Annotated in this window: 16 protein-coding genes; 5 read left to right on the forward strand and 11 right to left on the reverse strand. The window is 44.2% G+C overall.

Annotation, left to right across the window (positions count from 1 at the left end; translation table 11 throughout):
- Positions 1-43: 43 nt before the first annotated feature.
- The 3 genes from HRQ85_RS07710 to HRQ85_RS07720 form a co-directional block, all read right to left on the reverse strand.
- Positions 44-1,828 (reverse strand): ABC transporter ATP-binding protein, encoded by a 1,785-nt coding sequence (locus HRQ85_RS07710; protein WP_172379220.1) that lies wholly within the window; start codon positions 1,826-1,828, stop codon positions 44-46.
- Positions 1,822-3,585 carry an ABC transporter ATP-binding protein gene (locus HRQ85_RS07715; protein ID WP_172379221.1) on the reverse strand — a complete coding sequence of 588 codons (1,764 nt, stop codon included), beginning with the start codon at positions 3,583-3,585 and terminating at the stop codon, positions 1,822-1,824. Before HRQ85_RS07715 ends, HRQ85_RS07710 begins: the two co-directional genes overlap by 7 nt.
- A gap of 494 nt (positions 3,586-4,079) precedes the next feature.
- A complete protein-coding gene (locus HRQ85_RS07720; RefSeq protein ID WP_172379222.1) occupies positions 4,080-4,598 on the reverse strand; it encodes an NUDIX hydrolase in 519 nt (172 codons plus the stop codon).
- 302 nt (positions 4,599-4,900) lie between these two features.
- On the opposite strand from HRQ85_RS07720, the gene HRQ85_RS07725 reads away from it, so the two are divergent.
- Positions 4,901-5,155 (forward strand): putative hemolysin, encoded by a 255-nt coding sequence (locus HRQ85_RS07725; protein ID WP_017079683.1) that lies wholly within the window; start codon positions 4,901-4,903, stop codon positions 5,153-5,155.
- Positions 5,156-5,366: 211 nt separating this feature from the next.
- Positions 5,367-6,044, forward strand: coding sequence for a hypothetical protein (locus HRQ85_RS07730; protein ID WP_172379223.1), 678 nt, complete (start codon positions 5,367-5,369; stop codon positions 6,042-6,044).
- 4 nt (positions 6,045-6,048) lie between these two features.
- Here HRQ85_RS07730 and HRQ85_RS07735 read toward each other — a convergent pair whose 3' ends face one another.
- Complete coding sequence (locus HRQ85_RS07735) at positions 6,049-6,927, reverse strand: YdcF family protein (protein WP_172379224.1); 879 nt, start codon at positions 6,925-6,927, stop codon at positions 6,049-6,051.
- Between the two features lie 356 nt (positions 6,928-7,283).
- On the opposite strand from HRQ85_RS07735, the gene HRQ85_RS07740 reads away from it, so the two are divergent.
- From HRQ85_RS07740 to HRQ85_RS07750, 3 genes are all read left to right on the forward strand, one after another.
- Complete coding sequence (locus tag HRQ85_RS07740; RefSeq protein WP_081231434.1) at positions 7,284-8,654, forward strand: L-serine ammonia-lyase; 1,371 nt, start codon at positions 7,284-7,286, stop codon at positions 8,652-8,654.
- Between the two features lie 414 nt (positions 8,655-9,068).
- The gene (locus tag HRQ85_RS07745; RefSeq protein ID WP_048616933.1) at positions 9,069-10,547 is read left to right on the forward strand and encodes a peptide MFS transporter; all 1,479 of its coding nucleotides are present in this window, start codon (positions 9,069-9,071) and stop codon (positions 10,545-10,547) included.
- Positions 10,548-10,747: 200 nt separating this feature from the next.
- Entirely contained in the window at positions 10,748-11,530 is a 783-nt protein-coding gene (locus HRQ85_RS07750) for a siderophore-interacting protein (protein WP_172379225.1), read from the forward strand.
- A gap of 115 nt (positions 11,531-11,645) precedes the next feature.
- On the opposite strand, the gene gntR is transcribed toward HRQ85_RS07750, so the two are convergent.
- From gntR to HRQ85_RS07785, 7 genes are all read right to left on the reverse strand, one after another.
- Complete coding sequence (gene gntR / locus HRQ85_RS07755) at positions 11,646-12,647, reverse strand: gluconate operon transcriptional repressor GntR (RefSeq protein ID WP_172379226.1); 1,002 nt, start codon at positions 12,645-12,647, stop codon at positions 11,646-11,648.
- 140 nt (positions 12,648-12,787) lie between these two features.
- Positions 12,788-14,296 carry an NADP-dependent phosphogluconate dehydrogenase gene (gndA, locus tag HRQ85_RS07760; protein WP_172379227.1) on the reverse strand — a complete coding sequence of 503 codons (1,509 nt, stop codon included), beginning with the start codon at positions 14,294-14,296 and terminating at the stop codon, positions 12,788-12,790.
- A gap of 3 nt (positions 14,297-14,299) precedes the next feature.
- Positions 14,300-14,797, reverse strand: coding sequence for a gluconokinase (locus HRQ85_RS07765; protein WP_048608819.1), 498 nt, complete (start codon positions 14,795-14,797; stop codon positions 14,300-14,302).
- A 118-nt stretch (positions 14,798-14,915) separates the two neighbouring features.
- Complete coding sequence (locus tag HRQ85_RS07770) at positions 14,916-16,238, reverse strand: TRAP transporter large permease (RefSeq protein WP_172379228.1); 1,323 nt, start codon at positions 16,236-16,238, stop codon at positions 14,916-14,918.
- A complete protein-coding gene (locus HRQ85_RS07775; protein WP_048616944.1) occupies positions 16,231-16,788 on the reverse strand; it encodes a TRAP transporter small permease subunit in 558 nt (185 codons plus the stop codon). The genes HRQ85_RS07770 and HRQ85_RS07775 overlap by 8 nt, the downstream gene beginning before the upstream one ends.
- A 65-nt stretch (positions 16,789-16,853) precedes the next feature.
- Positions 16,854-17,870 (reverse strand): TRAP transporter substrate-binding protein, encoded by a 1,017-nt coding sequence (locus HRQ85_RS07780; RefSeq protein WP_048608825.1) that lies wholly within the window; start codon positions 17,868-17,870, stop codon positions 16,854-16,856.
- 199 nt (positions 17,871-18,069) lie between these two features.
- A complete protein-coding gene (locus HRQ85_RS07785) occupies positions 18,070-18,972 on the reverse strand; it encodes a multidrug transporter (protein ID WP_172379229.1) in 903 nt (300 codons plus the stop codon).
- Between the last annotated feature and the right edge of the window lie 81 nt (positions 18,973-19,053).

A 19,053-nucleotide genomic window follows, 5' to 3' on the forward strand; every position in this document is an offset into this window, starting at 1 on the left:
GACCAATTCGTCTTTTCGAAAGCAACCGCCTGATTTGAGGCAATCAGGCTACCGTAGCTTGAGAACCACCCGTTTCTACAATCGATTCTTGTAACAAGCCAGCATAAATTCCATTGTGCGCCACCAGCTGTTGATGATTACCTTGCTCAACAATTTCACCCTTTTCCAACACCAAAATCGTATCTGAGTGACGAACGGTACTCAAACGGTGTGCAATCGCAATCACGGTTTTTTCCTTGAAAAGGCGCTGCATTGCTTTTTGAATCAGGTCTTCGGTGATTGAATCTACCGAACTGGTCGCCTCATCAAGCATCATCAATTGACCACCCTGCGCAACCGCTCGAGCGAACGAGATAAGCTGCGTTTGCCCTACAGACAAGTTGGATCCGTTCTTTTCCAAGTGGAAGTCATAACCTTGTGGCAATTGTTCAATAAACTTATCGGCATAAACATAGCGCGCCGCCTGCTCAACCTCAGTTCTAGATAGATGCGTTTTACCCAGCGCGATATTGAATTGGATGGTCTCTTCAAACAAGTGCACATCTTGCATCATCATTGAAAACAAATGAGCCGAGTCTTCGCTCGAGATCTGAGACAGCTCTATTCCATTCAACAAAATGCTGCCTTCATAGTCTTGGTAGGTTTTAGAGATTAGACGCAGAATCGTCGACTTACCTGACCCCGTCGAACCCACAAGGGCGATTTGATGCCCTTTCTCCAATACAAACGAGACATTCTTTAAAACATATGGAGAGTCGTCTTTGTAACGGAAGCTCACGTTCTTAAACTCTAGGCTCACAAAATGTTCGAGCTGTTTTTCAACCTTGTTAGATGGCAGCAGGTTGCGCCCTTCCTCTTCAGTCGGCTCAACAAACAACTCTTCAATATGGTCAAACGCTGCAAATGAACTCTGAATAGAAGCGATTTGCGAAGTAAAGTCACGGATCGGCACAAACACTTTCTCTAAGGTGTTGATGAACGCAATCAGCACACCCAAGGTGAGCGCCCCTTCTATCAATTGCTCCGAGCCATACCAGATCATAATTGCGATGGTGATAGAGGTGATGCCGGAGATAAACGAGAACAAAATCGCATCGTATTTATTGATCTTCTTCTGCGCTCTTAAAAACTCATCGGTATAGCCTTGGTAGCGTTGTTCGACTTGCTCTTCCGCTCGGTACATCTGAACGGTTTTCATGCCAAATAAGACTTCTTGTAAAAAGCCAATACCGCGAGCCAAAGAAGAACGAGTCACCTTGTACAAAGCACGAAGTCGGTTTCTCACATACACCGTCAAATACATCACTGGCGGCATAATGATCAATACAATCATCGTTAACTGCCAATCAATGAAGAACATCATCACCAACAGAGCAATGGTATTGATGCTGTCTTTAACTAGCCCTACAACCGACTGAACAAACGTCTCGCCGATGGTTTCCAAGTCACTGGTTAATCGTGAAAGCGTTACGCCAATCGGTGTGTTATCAAAATAGCTGCGCGGTAGTTTGAGCACGCGAGCAAACAATACTGAGCGCATGTCAGTTATCGTGTATTGACCAGTTTTACGCAGATTGTACGAATAGGTGGTATCCACCACATAACTCGCCACCAGCACGGCAACGAGATAAAAGACGTATTCGAGTAGACCATCCATATCCCCGTGACTCAGGTGAACATCGATCACTTGAATGATCAGCCAAGGGAACAACAAGCTCGTGATGACAGAAAGAGGAAGCATAGCGATGCCCAGAATCGCAGAGCCTTTGTATTTCTTAGCAAACTTAAAAAAGTGCTTGAGGTACTTGAGATCAACACCTTTTAACATGCTGCTGCCTCCGTTTCATTCTGCTGTAGCTGCCATGTATCGTAATAGTAATCACACGTTTTCAATAATGTGGCGTGGTCGCCTTTCGCGATCACTTTGCCTTCGTTCAACACGATGATTTCATCCATATATTCAAGGGCATTAACGCGGTGTGAAACCACAAGAACCGATTGATTTTTCAGGCGCTTAAACAAGCCTTCTAAGATCTTACGTTCTGTTTCATAGTCGACAGCCGATAGAACGTTGTCCATGATGATCAGGTCAGTGGGTTGTAATAAAGCACGCGCAATACTTAAGCGCTGCTTCTGGCCACCTGACAACATGATCCCTTTCTCACCGACTAAGGTTTGATCGCCATGTTCAAAACGCGTCACATCACTGGCCAACTGGCTGAGCTCTAGCACTTCATCAACCTGACTCTTTGCCAAATCCGTATCTAGGCTACCAAAGCGGATATTGTCTTCGACGGTTGCTGAAAACAGGTAAGGGTCTTGAGTCACAGTTTTCACGTAACGGCGCAAGTCACTGCGAGAGAAGCTAGTGACATCTCTTTCACCAAGGAAAACAGAACCTTCTGGTACATCCAAGTGATGATTTAAGCAGTTCACTAATGTCGTTTTACCCGCTCCGATCCCGCCTAACACACCCACTTTCTTACCAGCAGGAATATCAAAGCTGATGTCATCGAGAATCAAGCGTTCTTCACCTGAATAGCTGAAGCTGAGGTTACGAACGGAAAACGTTTTTCCCTTCAGCGATTCAACATCTAATTCAGTAAGCTTATCTTCATCTAGCTCTGGGACTTTGGCATTAAGAATGGTTTGTGCACTTTGAATGCCCACCATGCCACGCTGATAAATGGTCGCGATTCTGCCAAGCTGCATCAATGGCATAGCGAGCAAAACCGAGTAAGTCAGAAAAGCGGTAATCTCACCAAGTGTGAGTTCTTGTCTCATTAACATGTAGCCACCTAGCCCAAGAATGATGATTTTCATCAGGTCATTGGCGTAGTCGAGTACCGGCATAAAGAAGACTTGAATGCGTGTGATTTTAAGGCGGCATTCAAGCAATAATTGGTTAAGCTTTTCGGTTTCGGCTTTCACCCAAGGTGACATCTGTTGGCTCTTAATCAAATCAATCCCAGACAGGTAACTCATTAGTTGAGCAGACAAGTTTTGTAAACGCTTCATGTGCTCTAAATGCAGCGTTTTCATACGCTTGAAACCCACACGGAAAATCACAAAAGCGATTGAGATAGGAATGACCGAATACAGTGTGAGTTCTGGCGATATGCGCCACATGTAAAGAGGCGTCAGCGACAACGCGAGCAACGCATTGAAGAACTGCAAGAAGCCGACACCAAACAGCAGTCGAATGCCACTAAGGTCATTGTTGATAATCGAGATCAGTCGACCCGAAGCAAAGCGTTCGTGAAAGCTGCTCGGTAAGCGATTCAACTTTTGTAGAAGTGTACTTTTGAGTGCGGCCTCTGTAATTCGCCCCGGGTTAAGCGCATAAATACGAGACAAAATTCTCACCACCACCATGGCAACTGACATGCCGACCACAATCCAAACATAGGTTTGAAGCTGTTGATGGCCAGTTGAAGAGGCATCATCAATCAAATCTATCGCCAATTGGATATAGCGAGGGATCTCTACTTGTAACCAGTTGACGAGAAAGATGAACACAATCGCCAATAAGTACGAGGTGCGATTCATGCGCAGATAATGGGCAATAAACTGTCTTTTATTCATAGTATTCTTTGTTTAGGGCAGGCTCACAGCGAGATTTAGCGATATAACCGAGCAGTTAAGCAAGATAGGTTCATCGCTGAGGTAAAGATACATCAAAAACACTTAGTTGACAATATCAACCATATTCAATAATTAGTTTCGGGTATTAAATTTTAGCGTTGCTAGAAACAACTTTGCCGCCAAAAGTGGCGGCAAATAAATAGCTTAGCAGTCCTGGGGCTGTTGACCTTTCGTGGTTAAGTTTTGTTCTATATAAAATCGTTTTAGGCGCGGCGAAGAGTATGTAGCCTAGTCATTCTAAGCAAATATTCTTCAACAAAGCATCAAACGATTTTAGCCGAACCCTTCGGGCAGCTCTTGTGGTTCATTTCTACTGCGTTATCGGCTTTTCATGTAGACCAACTACACGTCAAAACCTCTTCCTTGTATAAATTTCCCACAAGATGCTGCAAAACCCAGCTCGAAAGGTCAACAGCCCCAAGTATTGATAACGGCTAAAGCATCTCTTTGGCAATCAAATGCAGCAAAAAGGTTTCACGTTCAATACTCATGCCCTTCTTAGGGCTCTCTGCCATCGTCTTTTCGTTGTGAGCGATCGCTTCATGGATATTCATCCAAACCGGTTTCATCCCGTTTTTCACTTCATAATCTTCGTAAGCCGTTTCACCAAGCTCACGATCAATCTTGCATGAGTAGCAGTAAGAAATCATGTGCATCATATCCGCATCGTCTTTGTACCAAGGACGAAACTCTTCAAAAATACCGAACGGCTTGATGCTATGGGTATTCTTCGCGCCAGTCTCTTCTTCGAGTTCACGAACCATACCTGCGATCACATCTTCCCCTTCGTCCAAACCACCACCAGGAATGGTGTAGTCGTGATAACGCTCTGTATACAGCATCAGAATGTATTCACCATCTAATACAATGGCACGGGCAGCGTTGCGCTTATAGACCGTTTTATTGTCTAGATGGTCGATATCAGGGTGGATGGTTGTTTTTAGGTGTCTCATGATTCTGACTGCTCTACTGAATTTGGCGGCATCATATCATAATCATCAATAGATTCGAGGTTCACAACCGCCAACAAGAACTGATCGGACGGGGATATTCCAACGGTAACTTGAATCCACTTAGCTTGATCTAACACTCAAAAAGTCGTTAAACATGAAGAAATATCAACCTATTTCAATATCTTGACTAAATTAGGACAACCTTTTCTGAAATCTAAAATATACTAATTTCATAGAGCTTCTCATTTGGTTCTGTAGAACTTAACGCATTCGATTATAGAGTTATCACGTAGGAGATAGACATGAAGAAAATTGGTTTGATGGCTGTATGTGCCGTTGTATTAGGCGGTTGTGCAAACGACTATGCAGAATATAGCGAAGGCCAACGTGTTTCAGTCGCTAACCCAGCAGCGGTTTATTGTGTTCAACAGGACGGTGAACTAGACACGGTTACTGAAAACAATCAACGTACAACTTACTGTGTATTCGATGACGGCGAGCGCATTGAACAGTGGGAGTACTACCGCAATAACCATGAGCAAGAAACTGAAAAGTAATCACTTCTATTACAAGTTTCCAATCTCAAAGCTTTAAAACCCTCCCCCTAAAAATTCAATTATGTTACGTAAACTGTCTGCCATAAGGCAGCGGTTTACCGTACACACACACCAATTGAACACTGTTTTATTCCTGACATAGCTCTGACATTAGCCTAACCTAGGCCGATAGAATGCCCGCCTGTTACAAAATTTTACACATAGAATTATTATGAAAAGCCAATCAAAAACGAAACAACAAACTCAAATGTCATTTGAACTGCCTGAGTTCACCCTTTCTCAGTCGACATCTCAAGTGATCTACAAACGCTGCCAAACCGCTCTCGTTGTTTTAGCGATTGGTATTGTCGCAAATCTTGCGCTTCGAATTGATTTTGTATTGTTGAATGGCAATGTTGGTGAGGTCTCGGTGACTGAGATGCTGCAACAATTACTGCTTATTATCGCGTCTGGGTCTTTTGCTTATCTAGCAAGAGAGAAGCGTGAAGTTAAGCATGCAGCTATGCTCATCAGTGCATTTTTCGGTGTGATGTTTATTCGTGAAATGGACTTTTGGTTCGACAAGATTGTACATGGCGCTTGGGTTGTCCCAGCCCTATTGGTTGCTGGTAGCGCAATTTTCTATGCGATTAAAAATGGTAAACGAACCATTGATCAGCTTGCGCTTATTCTTGCATCCCCACACATGAACTTGCTGGTAACAGGCGTAATGCTTCTGTTAGTGTTCTCTCGCCTATTTGGCATGGGCAGCTTCTGGCACAATGTTATGGGCGATGATTTCGTTCGAGCGGTTAAAAACATCGCTGAAGAAGGCACTGAGCTTCTAGCTTACTGTCTGATTGCCTTTGCGAGCTTAAAGACCGTTATTGGCATCACGAGAAAGAAATAATCACCTATCGCCACCAGCGATGTGTGTGATCCGATTCCGGATCTAAATAACGATTCAATAAAGTCAGGTTAGTATCTAGTAGAGCTAGGTATTCCCTGACTTTTTTTATATCGGTACCCACTGAAGTCTGCTGGATACAGCGCTCCAATGCTGGGAGTAAACTCTCCACAATGTCAAAGTCAGATGAACGTCCAACGAGCTCCTTGGCAGTTATCAATGCTTCCAAAGACAGTCTTTCTGGCTCTCGTCTAACCAACTCTAAATCTCGCTTAAATGCGCCCGCACAGACACCTTCAAGATAAACTCGGTAGGTCGTCAATACGTCCATCAACAGAAACAATTGCCCTTGAGTACTTTGATGTGGGTATGGTACCGCAACATGAGCATCCAACTTTCGATCTATTTGCAGCCCTACCCCAAGCGCCGAGCATTTCTCGATGAGAACCTTAAGCAAACCTTGCTCGTCCATGAGCGATTGAATCTCGAATATACGTTGTAAGTGATAGTCATTAGAAACGAATGTCACCTGCACACTCTGCCCGCGAGTAAACAGCCCGCTTTTAATCATCTCTGAGGCCAAGTTCTGTATGTTCTCGACAGTATTGGTCGAATGCTGCTCGAGTAAAATCGCCCCCAAGGAAAGCGGATGTTCACGCTTATTTTCAAGCTTCCTAAAATATTGGTGCATCGCATCGGCTTCAGACAGTGTTTGCCCTTTTGTTACCCCACCACAAAATGCTACCGCGGTTTGCTGATTCGACTCTTCTACCAAAGGCTCCGCCAGATACTCAACCAAAGCATCAACTCGACTGATTCCTTCATCAGTCAATTTATTCTCATTCAGTCGCTTACCCAGCACAATAAGGAGGTGATTAATGCTCATTTTATGTTCAAGTCTCGTTTTGGGGATTAGATGGAGTGAATTATGTATACAATACTTGTTAACAAAAGTATTTTGAAATTCTTATATGTTGCTCGCAATAATGCTCACTATTGATAGCGACATCTTAGGTAATACAAGAATAGACGTGTCGCTTTACAGCAAACATAGCACGCTCTTGTATTTCATCGCTCTATGCTTGTTAGCACTAGTCGATAAAAGAGCGCTTTCTATCAATGAATACGCTCAATCGAATAACTGGTTCACCAAAAGAACAGGTTCACTCAAAGAAGTGCAACTAACTAAATACAAATTTTACACAGAGTTCGTCAATCGAACCGTCTTCACAGGAAGTTACTATGCTGTCTATTTTTGATATCTACAAAATTGGGGTTGGGCCGTCCAGCTCCCACACAAATGGACCAATGATCGCTGGGTTTAACTTTACCCAAAAAATTGATGCTCAGCTTAAGCAAGTGAAGCGTATTCAAATCGACTTATACGGCTCGTTATCATTGACGGGTATTGGTCACCACACAGACAGAGCGACCTTGTTAGGTTTGCTAGGTAACCGCCCCGACACCATTAAAATCACCAGTGCTAACCAAGCTATGCGCAAGGCGATTGAAGATAAATCTCTATTGGTTAGCGGTAACCATGAAATTCATTTCGATGTAGAAAGCGACCTTCTCTTCCACAAAACTAACCTTCCGTTGCATGAAAATGGCATGACTATCTCTGCCTTTGACGCAAGCGGCAGTCTTCTGGATATGGAAACCTACTACTCGATTGGTGGTGGCTTTATCGCAACCGCTGATGAGCTACAAAACGGCAAACAGGAAGCAGAAACACAAGTTGAGTTCCCTTTCTCTTCTGCTGATCAGTTGCTTGAACTATCCGAACAACAAGGACTGAGCCTTGGTGGCTTAATTCTACGTAACGAAGTTTCATTCCAAGGTATGGATGTGATTGACCAGAAAGCCGACCAAATTTGGAAGGTGATGTCTCTATGTATGCAGCGTGGCTTTGACACGGAAGGCATCCTTGATGGCGGCCTAGAAGTCACTCGTCGAGCACCTGCTCTGCTTAAAAAGCTGGAAGCAAATGCCTCGATTGAAAACGATCCAATGGAGATCATGGATTGGATTAACCTATTTGCCTTTGCTGTAAGTGAAGAGAATGCTGCGGGTGGACAAGTTGTGACATCTCCAACGAATGGTGCAGCTGGCGTGATTCCTGCGGTATTAATGTACTACCATCGTTTCATCAAAGAGCTAGATACTAAGCAGCTTAAAGACTTCTTGGCAGTCTCTGGAGCAATCGGGATCCTTTACAAAACCAATGCTTCGATTTCTGGCGCAGAGGTAGGTTGTCAGGGTGAAGTCGGCGTTTCTTCATCAATGGCTGCTGCTGGTCTAACTGCCCTACGTGGTGGTAGCAACGAGCAAATCTGTATTGCGGCTGAGATCGCGATGGAACACTCACTGGGCATGACATGCGATCCGATCGGTGGCCTTGTACAAGTACCATGTATTGAACGTAATGCTATGGGCGCAATGAAAGCGATCAACGCATCGCGCATGGCGTTGAAACGCACCAGCAAGTGTCTTATCTCGTTAGACAAGGTTATCGAAACCATGTACCAAACAGGTAAAGACATGAACAAGAAGTACCGTGAAACTTCTCTAGGTGGCCTAGCCGTGATCCACATGGCACCACCGTGTGAATAACAGACAAAAACACGAGTGGAGAAAGCCTCTATAGAGACGGCATTCTTGTAAACTTAGTTTTCAATATCTCAACAAAGCCAGCCACCAGCTGGCTTTTTTATTGGCTAAAGTCCAACAGCTAATTGAAAGTGATACTCACTCAAAATAACTTACAGAATGCTCACCTCTAACTTTCCCTTTATTAGTTCATTACTTAGCCACAAATGATGATGGCTAAATTTCATACCGCCATGCATCCGCTAGCAAAATCTAACGTTGCAAATTTCATTCATGAGAAATATGAATGACCTCATAAGAAAAGATATATCGAGTAAAGTTCTGTTTGGGACAGATGTTTCAGTTTATGTATTACTAGTAATGATATTATAATCGGGTAATTACACTACATATTAATACAAATGTGAGAATAAAATAATGTGGAATAGATTAAACAAATCAATGATGTTCTGCCAAATGATGTTCGGACTTTCGTTCTATGGCGTCATGGTGATCTTGACTCGTTTCTTCCTTGAAGATCTGAACTACAATGAAGCCGACACCATGATGGTTGTTGGTGCTTTCTCTGCAATCGGACCGCTATTTGCTATTGCAGGTGGCTTTATCGCCGACAAGTTTTTAGGCGCTTACCGATCTTTAACCATTGCCTTCCTAGGCTTCGCAAGTGGTTACGTTTTACTGGTACTTGGTGCAGCAGCAACCAACGTTCCGATGGCATTATGTGGTATTGCGTTAGCAAGTTATGCGCGTGGTTTGATGTCCCCTTCTTACCCAAGTCTTTACAAACGCACGTTCAAAACTCAAGAAGATTTTGAGAACTGCTACCCAATCAACTACTCAGTAAACAATATTGGTGCTCTGTTAGGCCAATACCTGTTCCCAATGCTAGTGCTTGTTGTTGGTTTCCACGGTGGTTTTCTTCTTTCAGCGGTTCTAGCCGGTGCTGCGCTTCTGATGATGATCTTTGTTCGCAAAGGCCTTGTTGAAGCAAGTGCAGAAATCGACCAAAAACCAGTAAGCACCAAAAACTGGGCAGCGTTCCTTGGTCTTTCTGCAGCAATGATCGGTTTGGTGTTCTTCATGTTCTCTAACATGGATATTGGCCAAAACATCGTATACGCAATTGGTGGTGCAGCGATTATCTACTTTGTCTCTTTGATGATGAAATCGAAGAAATCAGACATGTTAAAAATGGGCACTATCTTAATCATCACATTCCTGACGACATGCTTTTTCGTGTACTACGGTCAGATGATGACTTCGATGACAATGGTAGCGATCAACACAATGCGTGGCGACCTATTCGGTTTCATCCCTGTTGCACCTGAAGCGTCGATGGCAATGAACCCATTATGGTGTATGGTTGCTGGCCCTATCATCGCGGGTATCTTCTCTAACCTAGAAAAGAAAAACATTAACTTCTCAACTGCAACCAAAGTCGGTTTCTCTTTCATCCTTACGGCTATCGCTTTCGGTATCCTTACGATGGCAGTAACGACAGTAGGTGACGATGTTCTGATCCGCCCAGAAGTCTTCCTAGCGATTCACTTCTTCCTAGCATTCGGTGAAGTGATTGTAGGCTCAATGGTTGTAGCCTTCATCCTGTCTGTTGCACCTAAGCACATTGAAAACTTCTCAGTAAGCTTGTTCTCTGTTGCTATCGCACTATCAGGCATTGTTGGCGCGGTATTCTCAACGTCTATTGCACTAGAGAAAGGTCAAGAGATCACACAAGAGATCGTGCAAACGGTTTACGGTGATTACTTCCAAATGCTGACTGTTCTTGCAGTCGTGATGGTAGGTATCGCAATGGCAGCATCGTTCATTATTCGTAAGATGCTAGAAGCTGCGAAAGCCGCTGACGAAACAATTGAACTAGAGCAAGCAAACAGCTAATTCTGTTCGCTGAGTCAAACCAATCCTAAGAGCCCTTTAGTTTTCTAAAGGGCTCTTTTTTTGTCGGTACTGTTTCTTCATAGGATCTGTCGTATACGTAGGTAGTACATGTGTAAATCAAAGTAAATGATAACTATTAGTATTGAGTGTTTTTTAGTTCAGGATTATGATGTGGAAATCAAAATCTAAGAGAGCCTTATATGAGCAAGCCTAGCCCTATCACATTAACCGTTACTCAAACCTCAACAATTACTCCAAACATGCAGCGCATAACGCTTAGCGGTGAGGGATTAAGTAAATACCCAACAGAATGTGCCGGCGGCTACATCAAGCTTTTATTCTCGCCACTCGGCACGACTGATTTAAGCCAACTAAACGAAGGTGAGCGCCCAACCATGCGCACTTACACCATTCGTCAGTACAACCCTGTAGAGCAGTGGATTGAAGTTGATTTTGTTCGCCATATCACTACAGATTTGCAATGTGGTTTTGCGGCTCGATGGGCAATGAACGCAAAAGTAGGCGACACGGTTTCAGTGGCTGGCCCTGGTTTAATTCAGGGGCTGAATCTAGAGTCAGACTGGTTCTTCTTAGTTGCAGACATGACGTCTCTACCCGCGCTTTCTGCAAAAGTAAAAACGCTTCCAGAAACAGCAACGGGTCACGCTGTCATTCAGATAAACTCAGCAGCAGATAAGCAAGTACTTGAAACCCCTCAAAGCATCAAAGTAACCTGGTTGATTGAAGATGAAACCTCAGAGTCACTTTCACAAACCGTGCGTAACACAGAGTGGTTAGAAGGTCAGGTGTCAGTATGGACTGCGTGTGAATTCGAAAGCATGCGCGAGCTAAGACAATACTTCCGCAACGAAAAAGAAGTTGAAAAAGAGAACATCTATATCAGCAGCTACTGGAAACGTGGCGTCACTGAAGATGGTCACAAAGTGTTGAAACAGCAAGATGCTCAAAATTTAGCGGGTTAAACCTGTTACGCCATACATATTCTTACTAGATAAAGAGAAAACGCCCTTAACGAAATTCGTATCGCTAAGGGCGTTTTAGTTTGAATCCAATGAAGAGCAAGGCTGAAATGTAAAATTAAATACTCTCACCCACTTCAATCTCGTAACCGAGATCCAGCTTCGCGACCCATTCTTTATTGCCTTGTAAACGCGCTACAACTTGCTGTGCTGCGACTTTACCAATCTGCTCCCTTGGTGTTACCACGGTCGCTAAACGAGGCGTCATCGCCACTGTGATGTCATGCCCGTGAAAACCTGCAATTGCCATCTGCTCTGGTACTTGAATACCACGACGTACACATTCGTAAAAAGCACCAATGGCCAAATCATCGTTAGTACAGAAAATGCCATTCACTTCAGGGTGCTTCTTTAGTAACTCACCAATAAGTTTCGCACCAAGAGTAAACGAGGACGCGTCTTCCGTTTGCAGAGTCACGGGCGCTTTATCAGCTTCTTGCATCGCATGTTCGTAGCCCGCCATTTTTAAGCGAGTTCGCTCATCCATACGAGCCGCTAAGTAAGCGATATTGGTGCGTCCTCTGTCGAGCATGGTTTTGGTCATGGCTCTTGCCGCTTCGAAGTTATCAAAGCCGACAGCTTGTTCAATTCTTGGCGATACCGAGTCCATAATCTCGATCACTGGGATTGAAGCGGTCTGCAGCATTTTTCGAGATCTATCGGTGTGAACATTCTCAGACAGAATAATCGCATCCACATTGTACGAGAGCAGCGAAGCGATGCTTTGTTCTTCCAGTTCAGCGCTATAACCATAGTGGGCAATCATGGTTTGGTAGCCCGCAGGTGCGGTAACTTGTTCAATACCACGGATAACTTCGGCGAAAACTTGGTTAGTTAGCGAGGGAACAAGCACACCGATAGCATTACTTTTAGCGTTGGAAAGGATGTCTGGTGCTCGATTAGGGATATAACCGAGCTCGTCGACTGCAGCGTTTATCTTGTCTCGCAGTGCTTCAGACACTTGAGAAGAGTCTCGCAGACAGCGACTGACGGTCATTTTGGTGACACCAACTAGGTTGGCAACATCTTGTAATGTGGGACGTTTTTTCTTATTCGACATAGTATTTAATTGTTATAGTTATGAATTATGTTACTGGTAATAGTGTATCCAACTGACGTGGAATTTGAAGTCTAATTTAGTAAAATATTGATATAGCGTCATAAATAAAAACGCCCTCAGTAGAGGGCGTTATTGATTATTTAAGCGTTAACTTTTACTTCTGTTCTTGGGGACTGACTCCAAGTGACATGGAATTTTTCAGCTTCCTCTCTATCCACTCGTGAATAGGAATGAGAACCAAAGTAATCACGTTGTGCTTGCAGTAAATTAGCTGGCAACACCTCACAACGCAATGAGTCAAAGTAGCTTAATGCAGAACTGATTCCTGGCATCGGTACACCATACAAAGCTGAATTCGCTACCGCGATACGCCAAGCAAGTTCGCGCTCTTCTACTTGTTTAATGAAAGCCTCATCAAACAACAAGTTCGCAAGTTCTCTATTTTGTTGGTAAGCCGACGTGATGCTTTGTAAGAAGGCCGCGCGAATAATACAACCCGCACGCCAGATCTTAGCTATTTGAGTGAAATCAAGATTCCAACCCTCTTTGTCTGACGCTGTTTTCAGTAAATCAAAACCTTGCGCATAAACAGACAGTTTGGCGCAATACAGAGCATCATGAAGTTCTGAGATGACTTCAGTTTTATCTAGCTGACTCGCATCGGTAATATTGCCCCTTAGCAATTTGCTACCTTGAACACGCTGTGCTTTTTGACCACTCATCGCACGCGCATAGACCGCCTGTGCAATGGTTGGTGTTGGGCAACCTTCTTGCAAACTGTTTACTGCTGTCCACAAGCCAGTGCCTTTTTGACCAGCCTTATCAAGCACAACATCAACGAATGGCTTACCCGTCACCACATCTTCTTGTTGAAGAATATCGGCGCTAATTTCCATCAAATAACTATTAAGGACGCCATTATTCCATTGGTCAAAGACTTTGCCGATCTCTTGAGCAGGCATTTCAAGTACATCACGCATGAACTGATACACTTCGCAAATAAGCTGCATGTCAGCGTACTCAATACCATTGTGCACCATTTTCACATAGTGCCCAGTGCCCGAAGGGCCAACATACGCAGCGCACGCTTCACCTGCTTCAAACTGAGCGACAGGCAAACCATTCACATCGACTTTCGCAGCAATCGCTTCCCACATTGGCTTCACATATTGCCAAGCCGATGGGTCACCACTAGCCATCAACGCAGGGCCAACACGAGCCCCTTCTTCACCACCAGAAACAGCTGTACTAAAGAAGCGTAGTTTGCCTTTGTAATTCACTTCTCGGGCTTCAGTATCAGTCCATAAGCTATTGCCTGTATCGATAACAATATCGTCGCGCTCTAAACCGGCTTCTAGCAAGTTACTTACCACGATATCAACCGGTTTTCCTGCCGGAACCGACAATGCAATCACTCGTGGTTTCGCTAACCCCTGAAGAATGTCTTCAAGATTAACACCACTAGTAAAGAAGCCTTTTCCTTCAAATGTCTCATTGAGCTGCTTCGCTTCAGAGCTAGCACGCTCAATGTTGTCTGTATTGAGGTCAAAGCCTGCAACATTGAAGCCATTATCAAGTAGGTTGAGTGCCAGGCTTTTACCCATCACTCCTAAACCAATCATCGCAATGTCATTTTTTGTCTGAGTCATGGCTTAGCCTATCTGCTTAATTTGTTTGAGTGCACTTTCTACTACCTGTTCAACATCTTGTGAGATATCAACAAACAACGCCTCGCCTTCACTCGGTTCAACCAAGGTTGCGAATTGGCTTTTCAACATTTCTTGACCATTGAAGTAATGGTTCTCACGCGCTTTATGGCGGTTCCAAATAGTGTCGAAGCTACCTTGTAGGTACACGATAACTAAGCCTTCATTGTTCTTTCGTAGAATGTCGCGGTATTGTGGTTTCAATGCAGAGCAAGCAATCACAGCACTTGGTTGTTCAATGTATTGCTTGTTAAGTGTTTCTAGCCATCCTTGACGATCTTCGTCAGTCAGCGGAATACCTTGGCGCATTTTTTCTACATTGCTTTGCGGATGGAAGTCATCGCCATCAAAGAATTGAAGATCTAAAGCCTGTGCGATACGGCTACCAATCAGGCTTTTTCCGCATCCAGATACGCCCATCACGAGTATTTTTTTGCTTTTCATAAGGCAAGCCTTCCCTAAGCCCCAACCAAAACTGGGGCTGACAATCGAATCTAATAGTTAAACTTGTGTTGCTGCTGATCGGTTCCTGAGCGTTAAATTCACTCTGGAACCTTCGTTGTTATTGCCACCAAAGCGCGAGCTGAGGGAAGATAATAACCAGTGCCAGAACCAATACTTGAAGTGCAATGAATGGCAGTAGTGAAGAGAAAATCTCACCTAAGCTGATGTCTTTTGGTGCTACCGATTTCAAGTAGAACGCCGCGGGACCAAATGGTGGTGACAAGAAAGACACCTGCATATTTAGACAGAACACAACACCAAACCAAACTGGGTCGAAACCAAGGCCAGTGATGATTGGAACGAAGATTGGCATTGTTAGAAGTGCCACACCTACCCAGTCAAGGAACATACCTAAAACCAGCAAGATAGCCATCATGATTAGCAGTGTTACTGTTGCGTTGCCGCCACTGAGTGCAAGGATCGTTTCTTCAACAAAGTCGATGCCACCCATTAGGTTGTAGATACCAACCAGAGCACTTGCACCAATGCCGATCCACATGATCATGCCGCAGGTGCGCATAGTTGCGATGGCACTCTCTTTCAGCATATTGAAGTTCAATTCACCGCGGATAAGCGCGCTGATCATGATGCCGACGACACCCAAAGCCGAAGCTTCCGTTACTGAAGCAATACCTGTATAGATACTACCGAGAACGGTTACTACAGAAAGCAGAGGGAAGAACAGAGCCTTGAAGTAGCTAGGTTGATTCGCTAAGTCTTCTTCTGTCTCATCATCACTTGGAAGAGGAGCAAGAGAAGGGTTCAGCTTACAACGAATCAATACGTAGCCGATGTAACAGCCCGCAAGGATAAACGCTGGTAAGAAAGAAGCCTTGAATAGGTCGCCAATCGACACACTCGCTGTCATACCATAGATGATCAATACGATACTTGGCGGAAGCATGGTGCCAAGCGCGCCACCCGCACAGGTTGTACCAATAGCAAGCTTACGGTCGTAACCTAAACGAAGCATTTGAGGCAGTGCAAGAATACCTAGTAGTACAGTTTCGCCACCGATAACACCTGACATTGAAGCCAGTAACACAGCTACCAATAACGTTTGTACCGCAACGCCACCGCGAACCTTACGGCCGACAGATTTCATTGCATCAAACAAATCACGAGCAATGCCCGAACGGTCTAGTAAAGCGGCCATCAATACAAACATCGGTACTGCGAGAAACACATAACCAGAAGCAAAACTGTAAGTACGGCTCGCAATCAAAGGTAAAGCATCAGGGCCAAACCAACATAGAGTGAAGAAAATCGCGACAAAGCCAGTTACGAACGCAAGCTGCATACCCGTCAGGAGCAAGCCAATCATCATAACCAACATGAGCAAACTGCCCCATGCGATACCAATAGAAGATAAATCAAACATCGTCATTCTTCCTTAGACCCATCAACTCTTGGATTAGGTGCAATACAAACTGGATAACAAGAACACACAAAACGACAAAGATCAGGCCTTTCAACAGCGCAGGATAAGGCGCGTTTAACACTGAGCCTGATGTTTCAAGGCGGAATTCGCCCCATGGTGCAAACCACGCTTCTTCTGCAGTGAAATAAGCCGCGTAAGCAAGCATGCCAGCAAAAGCCAAACCAACAATGTGGTGAACAAGATTAAGATATTTACGTGTTTGGTTAGAGACTGAATCGTAGATAAGAACCACACGTACGTGCTTATTCGCGGCAAAAGCGTAGATGCCACCAATAATGAATAAAGAACCACCGATGAAAGAAGCTGTTTCATGTACCCATGTGGTCGGGGCATCAAATGCATAACGCATCACAACTTCGTAAAATGAAATCAATACAGTAAAGATAAACAGCCAGCTAACGAGATTACTGAACTTTATAATAAGACGATCAAGTACGTTTCTTGGCTGTTCGTCGTTTTCAGCTGGGGCGTGGGGGATTTTGTCTGTCATGGGCCAAATTTCCTGGGAGAATACGGGAGAGCAATGCCCTCCCCCGTCAGTAAGCTAAGTTTAAGTTACAGCAAGCCGTTTTCTTCTAAGAACACAGTCACTGAGTTATAAACTTTCTGCGCGTTATCAGAACGCTCTGCGAAGACTTTCCACTGACCTTTAGCGATTTCACGGAATTTCTTACGCTCTTCTTGAGACCAGTCGTGGATAGTAATTTCTGGGTTCGCTTGTGCTTCTTTAACTGCAGCTTGGTCAGCCATTTTCAGTTGAGTTGTCATGTCGTAAGAGAAGTCACGCACTGATGTTTGTAGAATCGTTTGTAGATCAGCTGGCATCTTGTCCCATTTTTTCTGAGATACAGAGATGTCGATAAGCGGCAATGAGTGGAAACCCGGTTGAACTGGATGCGTTGCAATATCGTTCATGCCCGCTTTTTGGTTGGTAGAGAATACCGTGTAGTCCGCCGCATCAATTACCCCCTTGCTTAAGCCGGTAAATACTTCAGAACCTGGCAGGTTTACCGGAGTCGCACCCGCAGCTGCAAACACTTGTTGTACTAGACCTTCAGGCGCACGAAGCTTAAGACCTTTAAGATCTGCTACACCGTCAATTGGCTTTTTAGAAATGAAAGACTCAACACCCGTTGTAGAAGCACCAACGAACTGAACACCGTAAGGCTTGTACAGTTCAGTCATTAGCTCGTTACCGCCACCGTAGTTCATGTACTGAAGCAGTTGTGTTGTATCAGACCACGCGCCCACCATGTTACCGATAAGACCGAATGCTGGATCCTTACCAGAGAAGTAACCTGTTGCTGTGATGTGACCATCTAGGATGCCCATTTTGATCGCGCCAAGAGTTTCTGTGTGTTTAACCACAGCGCCAACAGGCAATAGATCAATATCAATACGTCCGTTAGACATCGTCTCTACTCGCTCAGCCCACTTTTGCTGAACCTTGAAGTTCAAATCGCCAGATGGATCTGAAGATTGAATCTTAAGTTTAAAGTCTGCAGCCATTGCTGAAGTAGCAAATAGGCCAGTGAGGGAAGCAGCAATCAGCGTTTTAGTCAGAGCTTTCATTTGGGTATCCTTATGAGTTTCACAGAGTCCGGTTTGTAATTATATGTTACCGGTAACGTTGAGGGAGATGTTACCGGTAACTTTACAACCTTGTCTATGAGAAGGATCACATCTTTAACATTAGTAAAACGTTTGCTATCAATAAGGATAATGTGACTAAAAAGTCACATTATGAGCAGTAAGAGAGATTTAAAATCTTTTAAGTCAATGAGATAACTAAGCCAGCAATAATTAGAGATACGCCTACACCGCGAGTCGCGTGCCACTTTTCCTTTAAAAAGTAGATCCCCATCACTACGCCGAAAATGATACTCACTTGCCTGAGTGCAACAACCAAGCTGACGTTCTCTGTCATAGTCATCGCAAACAACACTAAGCCATAGGTCGAAGCCATCATAATGCCAGCAAGTGTTGCTCTTTTACGTAGTAACCAAGCGTTATGAAATTCTATTCTTTGATTCGACACGAGCAACCACAGGCTCAGTGGAAGCACAATTGCCCAAAACTGAATACCCAAGTAGAAAATCGCCGTGTGTTTATTGGTAATGCTAGGTGTGCTTAAGGGCTCTAATAATAGAAGCGCCTCTTTATCAATAATCGAATACCCCGTGGTACCGATGGCAGCGATTAACGCCCACAGTACGCCAAGGTTCAAGTAGGCCTTGAGCCTTAATTCAGAAAACTGCTTAAGCGGGACAAACAGACAACCTAATGTGATCAGAGCAAAACCAAGCCATTGATTAAGCGACAACTCATATCCAATCAACACCGTACCTATGCCAACCATCAACACAGGCAGTGCTCGTGCCATTGGGTAAATCACCCCAATATCGGCCTGCTTGTAGGCTATGCCTAAGCCAATTAAATAGATGATTTGGCAAATACCACTTAAAAGAAGTAGCTGCCAGAATAGGAGCGTGATGCTTGCAAAGCCGACACTGTAGACGTACCAAATCAAATAGGGAGTCAAGATCGCGGCAGCGGCAAAGCCAGAAGCAAGGAAAAAAGACGACCCCGATCCTTGATTAGATTTACCTAGAACATTCCAACCCGCATGAAGCAGAGCCGAAATTATCACGATGACGATGGCAGAAAATTCCATTTCATTCCTAACTTATTAACTGACTTATAAAAGCCGTCGCTGAAAACGGGTGATAAAAAAGGCCTCTTGGTAAGAGACCTT

Origin of the sequence: Vibrio sp. Vb339 (assembly GCF_902751245.1) — a bacterium.
GTDB lineage: Bacteria > Pseudomonadota > Gammaproteobacteria > Enterobacterales > Vibrionaceae > Vibrio > Vibrio coralliirubri.

Bases quoted from the DNA above. Each gene is read 5' to 3' on its own strand.
- HRQ85_RS07710 (WP_172379220.1), bottom strand. From the start codon at position 1,828: ATGTTAAAAGGTGTTGATCTCAAGTACCTCAAGCACTTTTTTAAGTTT.
- HRQ85_RS07715 (WP_172379221.1), bottom strand. From the start codon at position 3,585: ATGAATAAAAGACAGTTTATTGCCCATTATCTGCGCATGAATCGCACC.
- HRQ85_RS07720 (WP_172379222.1), bottom strand. From the start codon at position 4,598: ATGAGACACCTAAAAACAACCATCCACCCTGATATCGACCATCTAGAC.
- HRQ85_RS07725 (WP_017079683.1), top strand. From the start codon at position 4,901: ATGAAGAAAATTGGTTTGATGGCTGTATGTGCCGTTGTATTAGGCGGT.
- HRQ85_RS07730 (WP_172379223.1), top strand. From the start codon at position 5,367: ATGAAAAGCCAATCAAAAACGAAACAACAAACTCAAATGTCATTTGAA.
- HRQ85_RS07735 (WP_172379224.1), bottom strand. From the start codon at position 6,927: ATGAGCATTAATCACCTCCTTATTGTGCTGGGTAAGCGACTGAATGAG.
- HRQ85_RS07740 (WP_081231434.1), top strand. From the start codon at position 7,284: ATGCTGTCTATTTTTGATATCTACAAAATTGGGGTTGGGCCGTCCAGC.
- HRQ85_RS07745 (WP_048616933.1), top strand. From the start codon at position 9,069: ATGTGGAATAGATTAAACAAATCAATGATGTTCTGCCAAATGATGTTC.
- HRQ85_RS07750 (WP_172379225.1), top strand. From the start codon at position 10,748: ATGAGCAAGCCTAGCCCTATCACATTAACCGTTACTCAAACCTCAACA.
- gntR (WP_172379226.1), bottom strand. From the start codon at position 12,647: ATGTCGAATAAGAAAAAACGTCCCACATTACAAGATGTTGCCAACCTA.
- gndA (WP_172379227.1), bottom strand. From the start codon at position 14,296: ATGACTCAGACAAAAAATGACATTGCGATGATTGGTTTAGGAGTGATG.
- HRQ85_RS07765 (WP_048608819.1), bottom strand. From the start codon at position 14,797: ATGAAAAGCAAAAAAATACTCGTGATGGGCGTATCTGGATGCGGAAAA.
- HRQ85_RS07770 (WP_172379228.1), bottom strand. From the start codon at position 16,238: ATGTTTGATTTATCTTCTATTGGTATCGCATGGGGCAGTTTGCTCATG.
- HRQ85_RS07775 (WP_048616944.1), bottom strand. From the start codon at position 16,788: ATGACAGACAAAATCCCCCACGCCCCAGCTGAAAACGACGAACAGCCA.
- HRQ85_RS07780 (WP_048608825.1), bottom strand. From the start codon at position 17,870: ATGAAAGCTCTGACTAAAACGCTGATTGCTGCTTCCCTCACTGGCCTA.
- HRQ85_RS07785 (WP_172379229.1), bottom strand. From the start codon at position 18,972: ATGGAATTTTCTGCCATCGTCATCGTGATAATTTCGGCTCTGCTTCAT.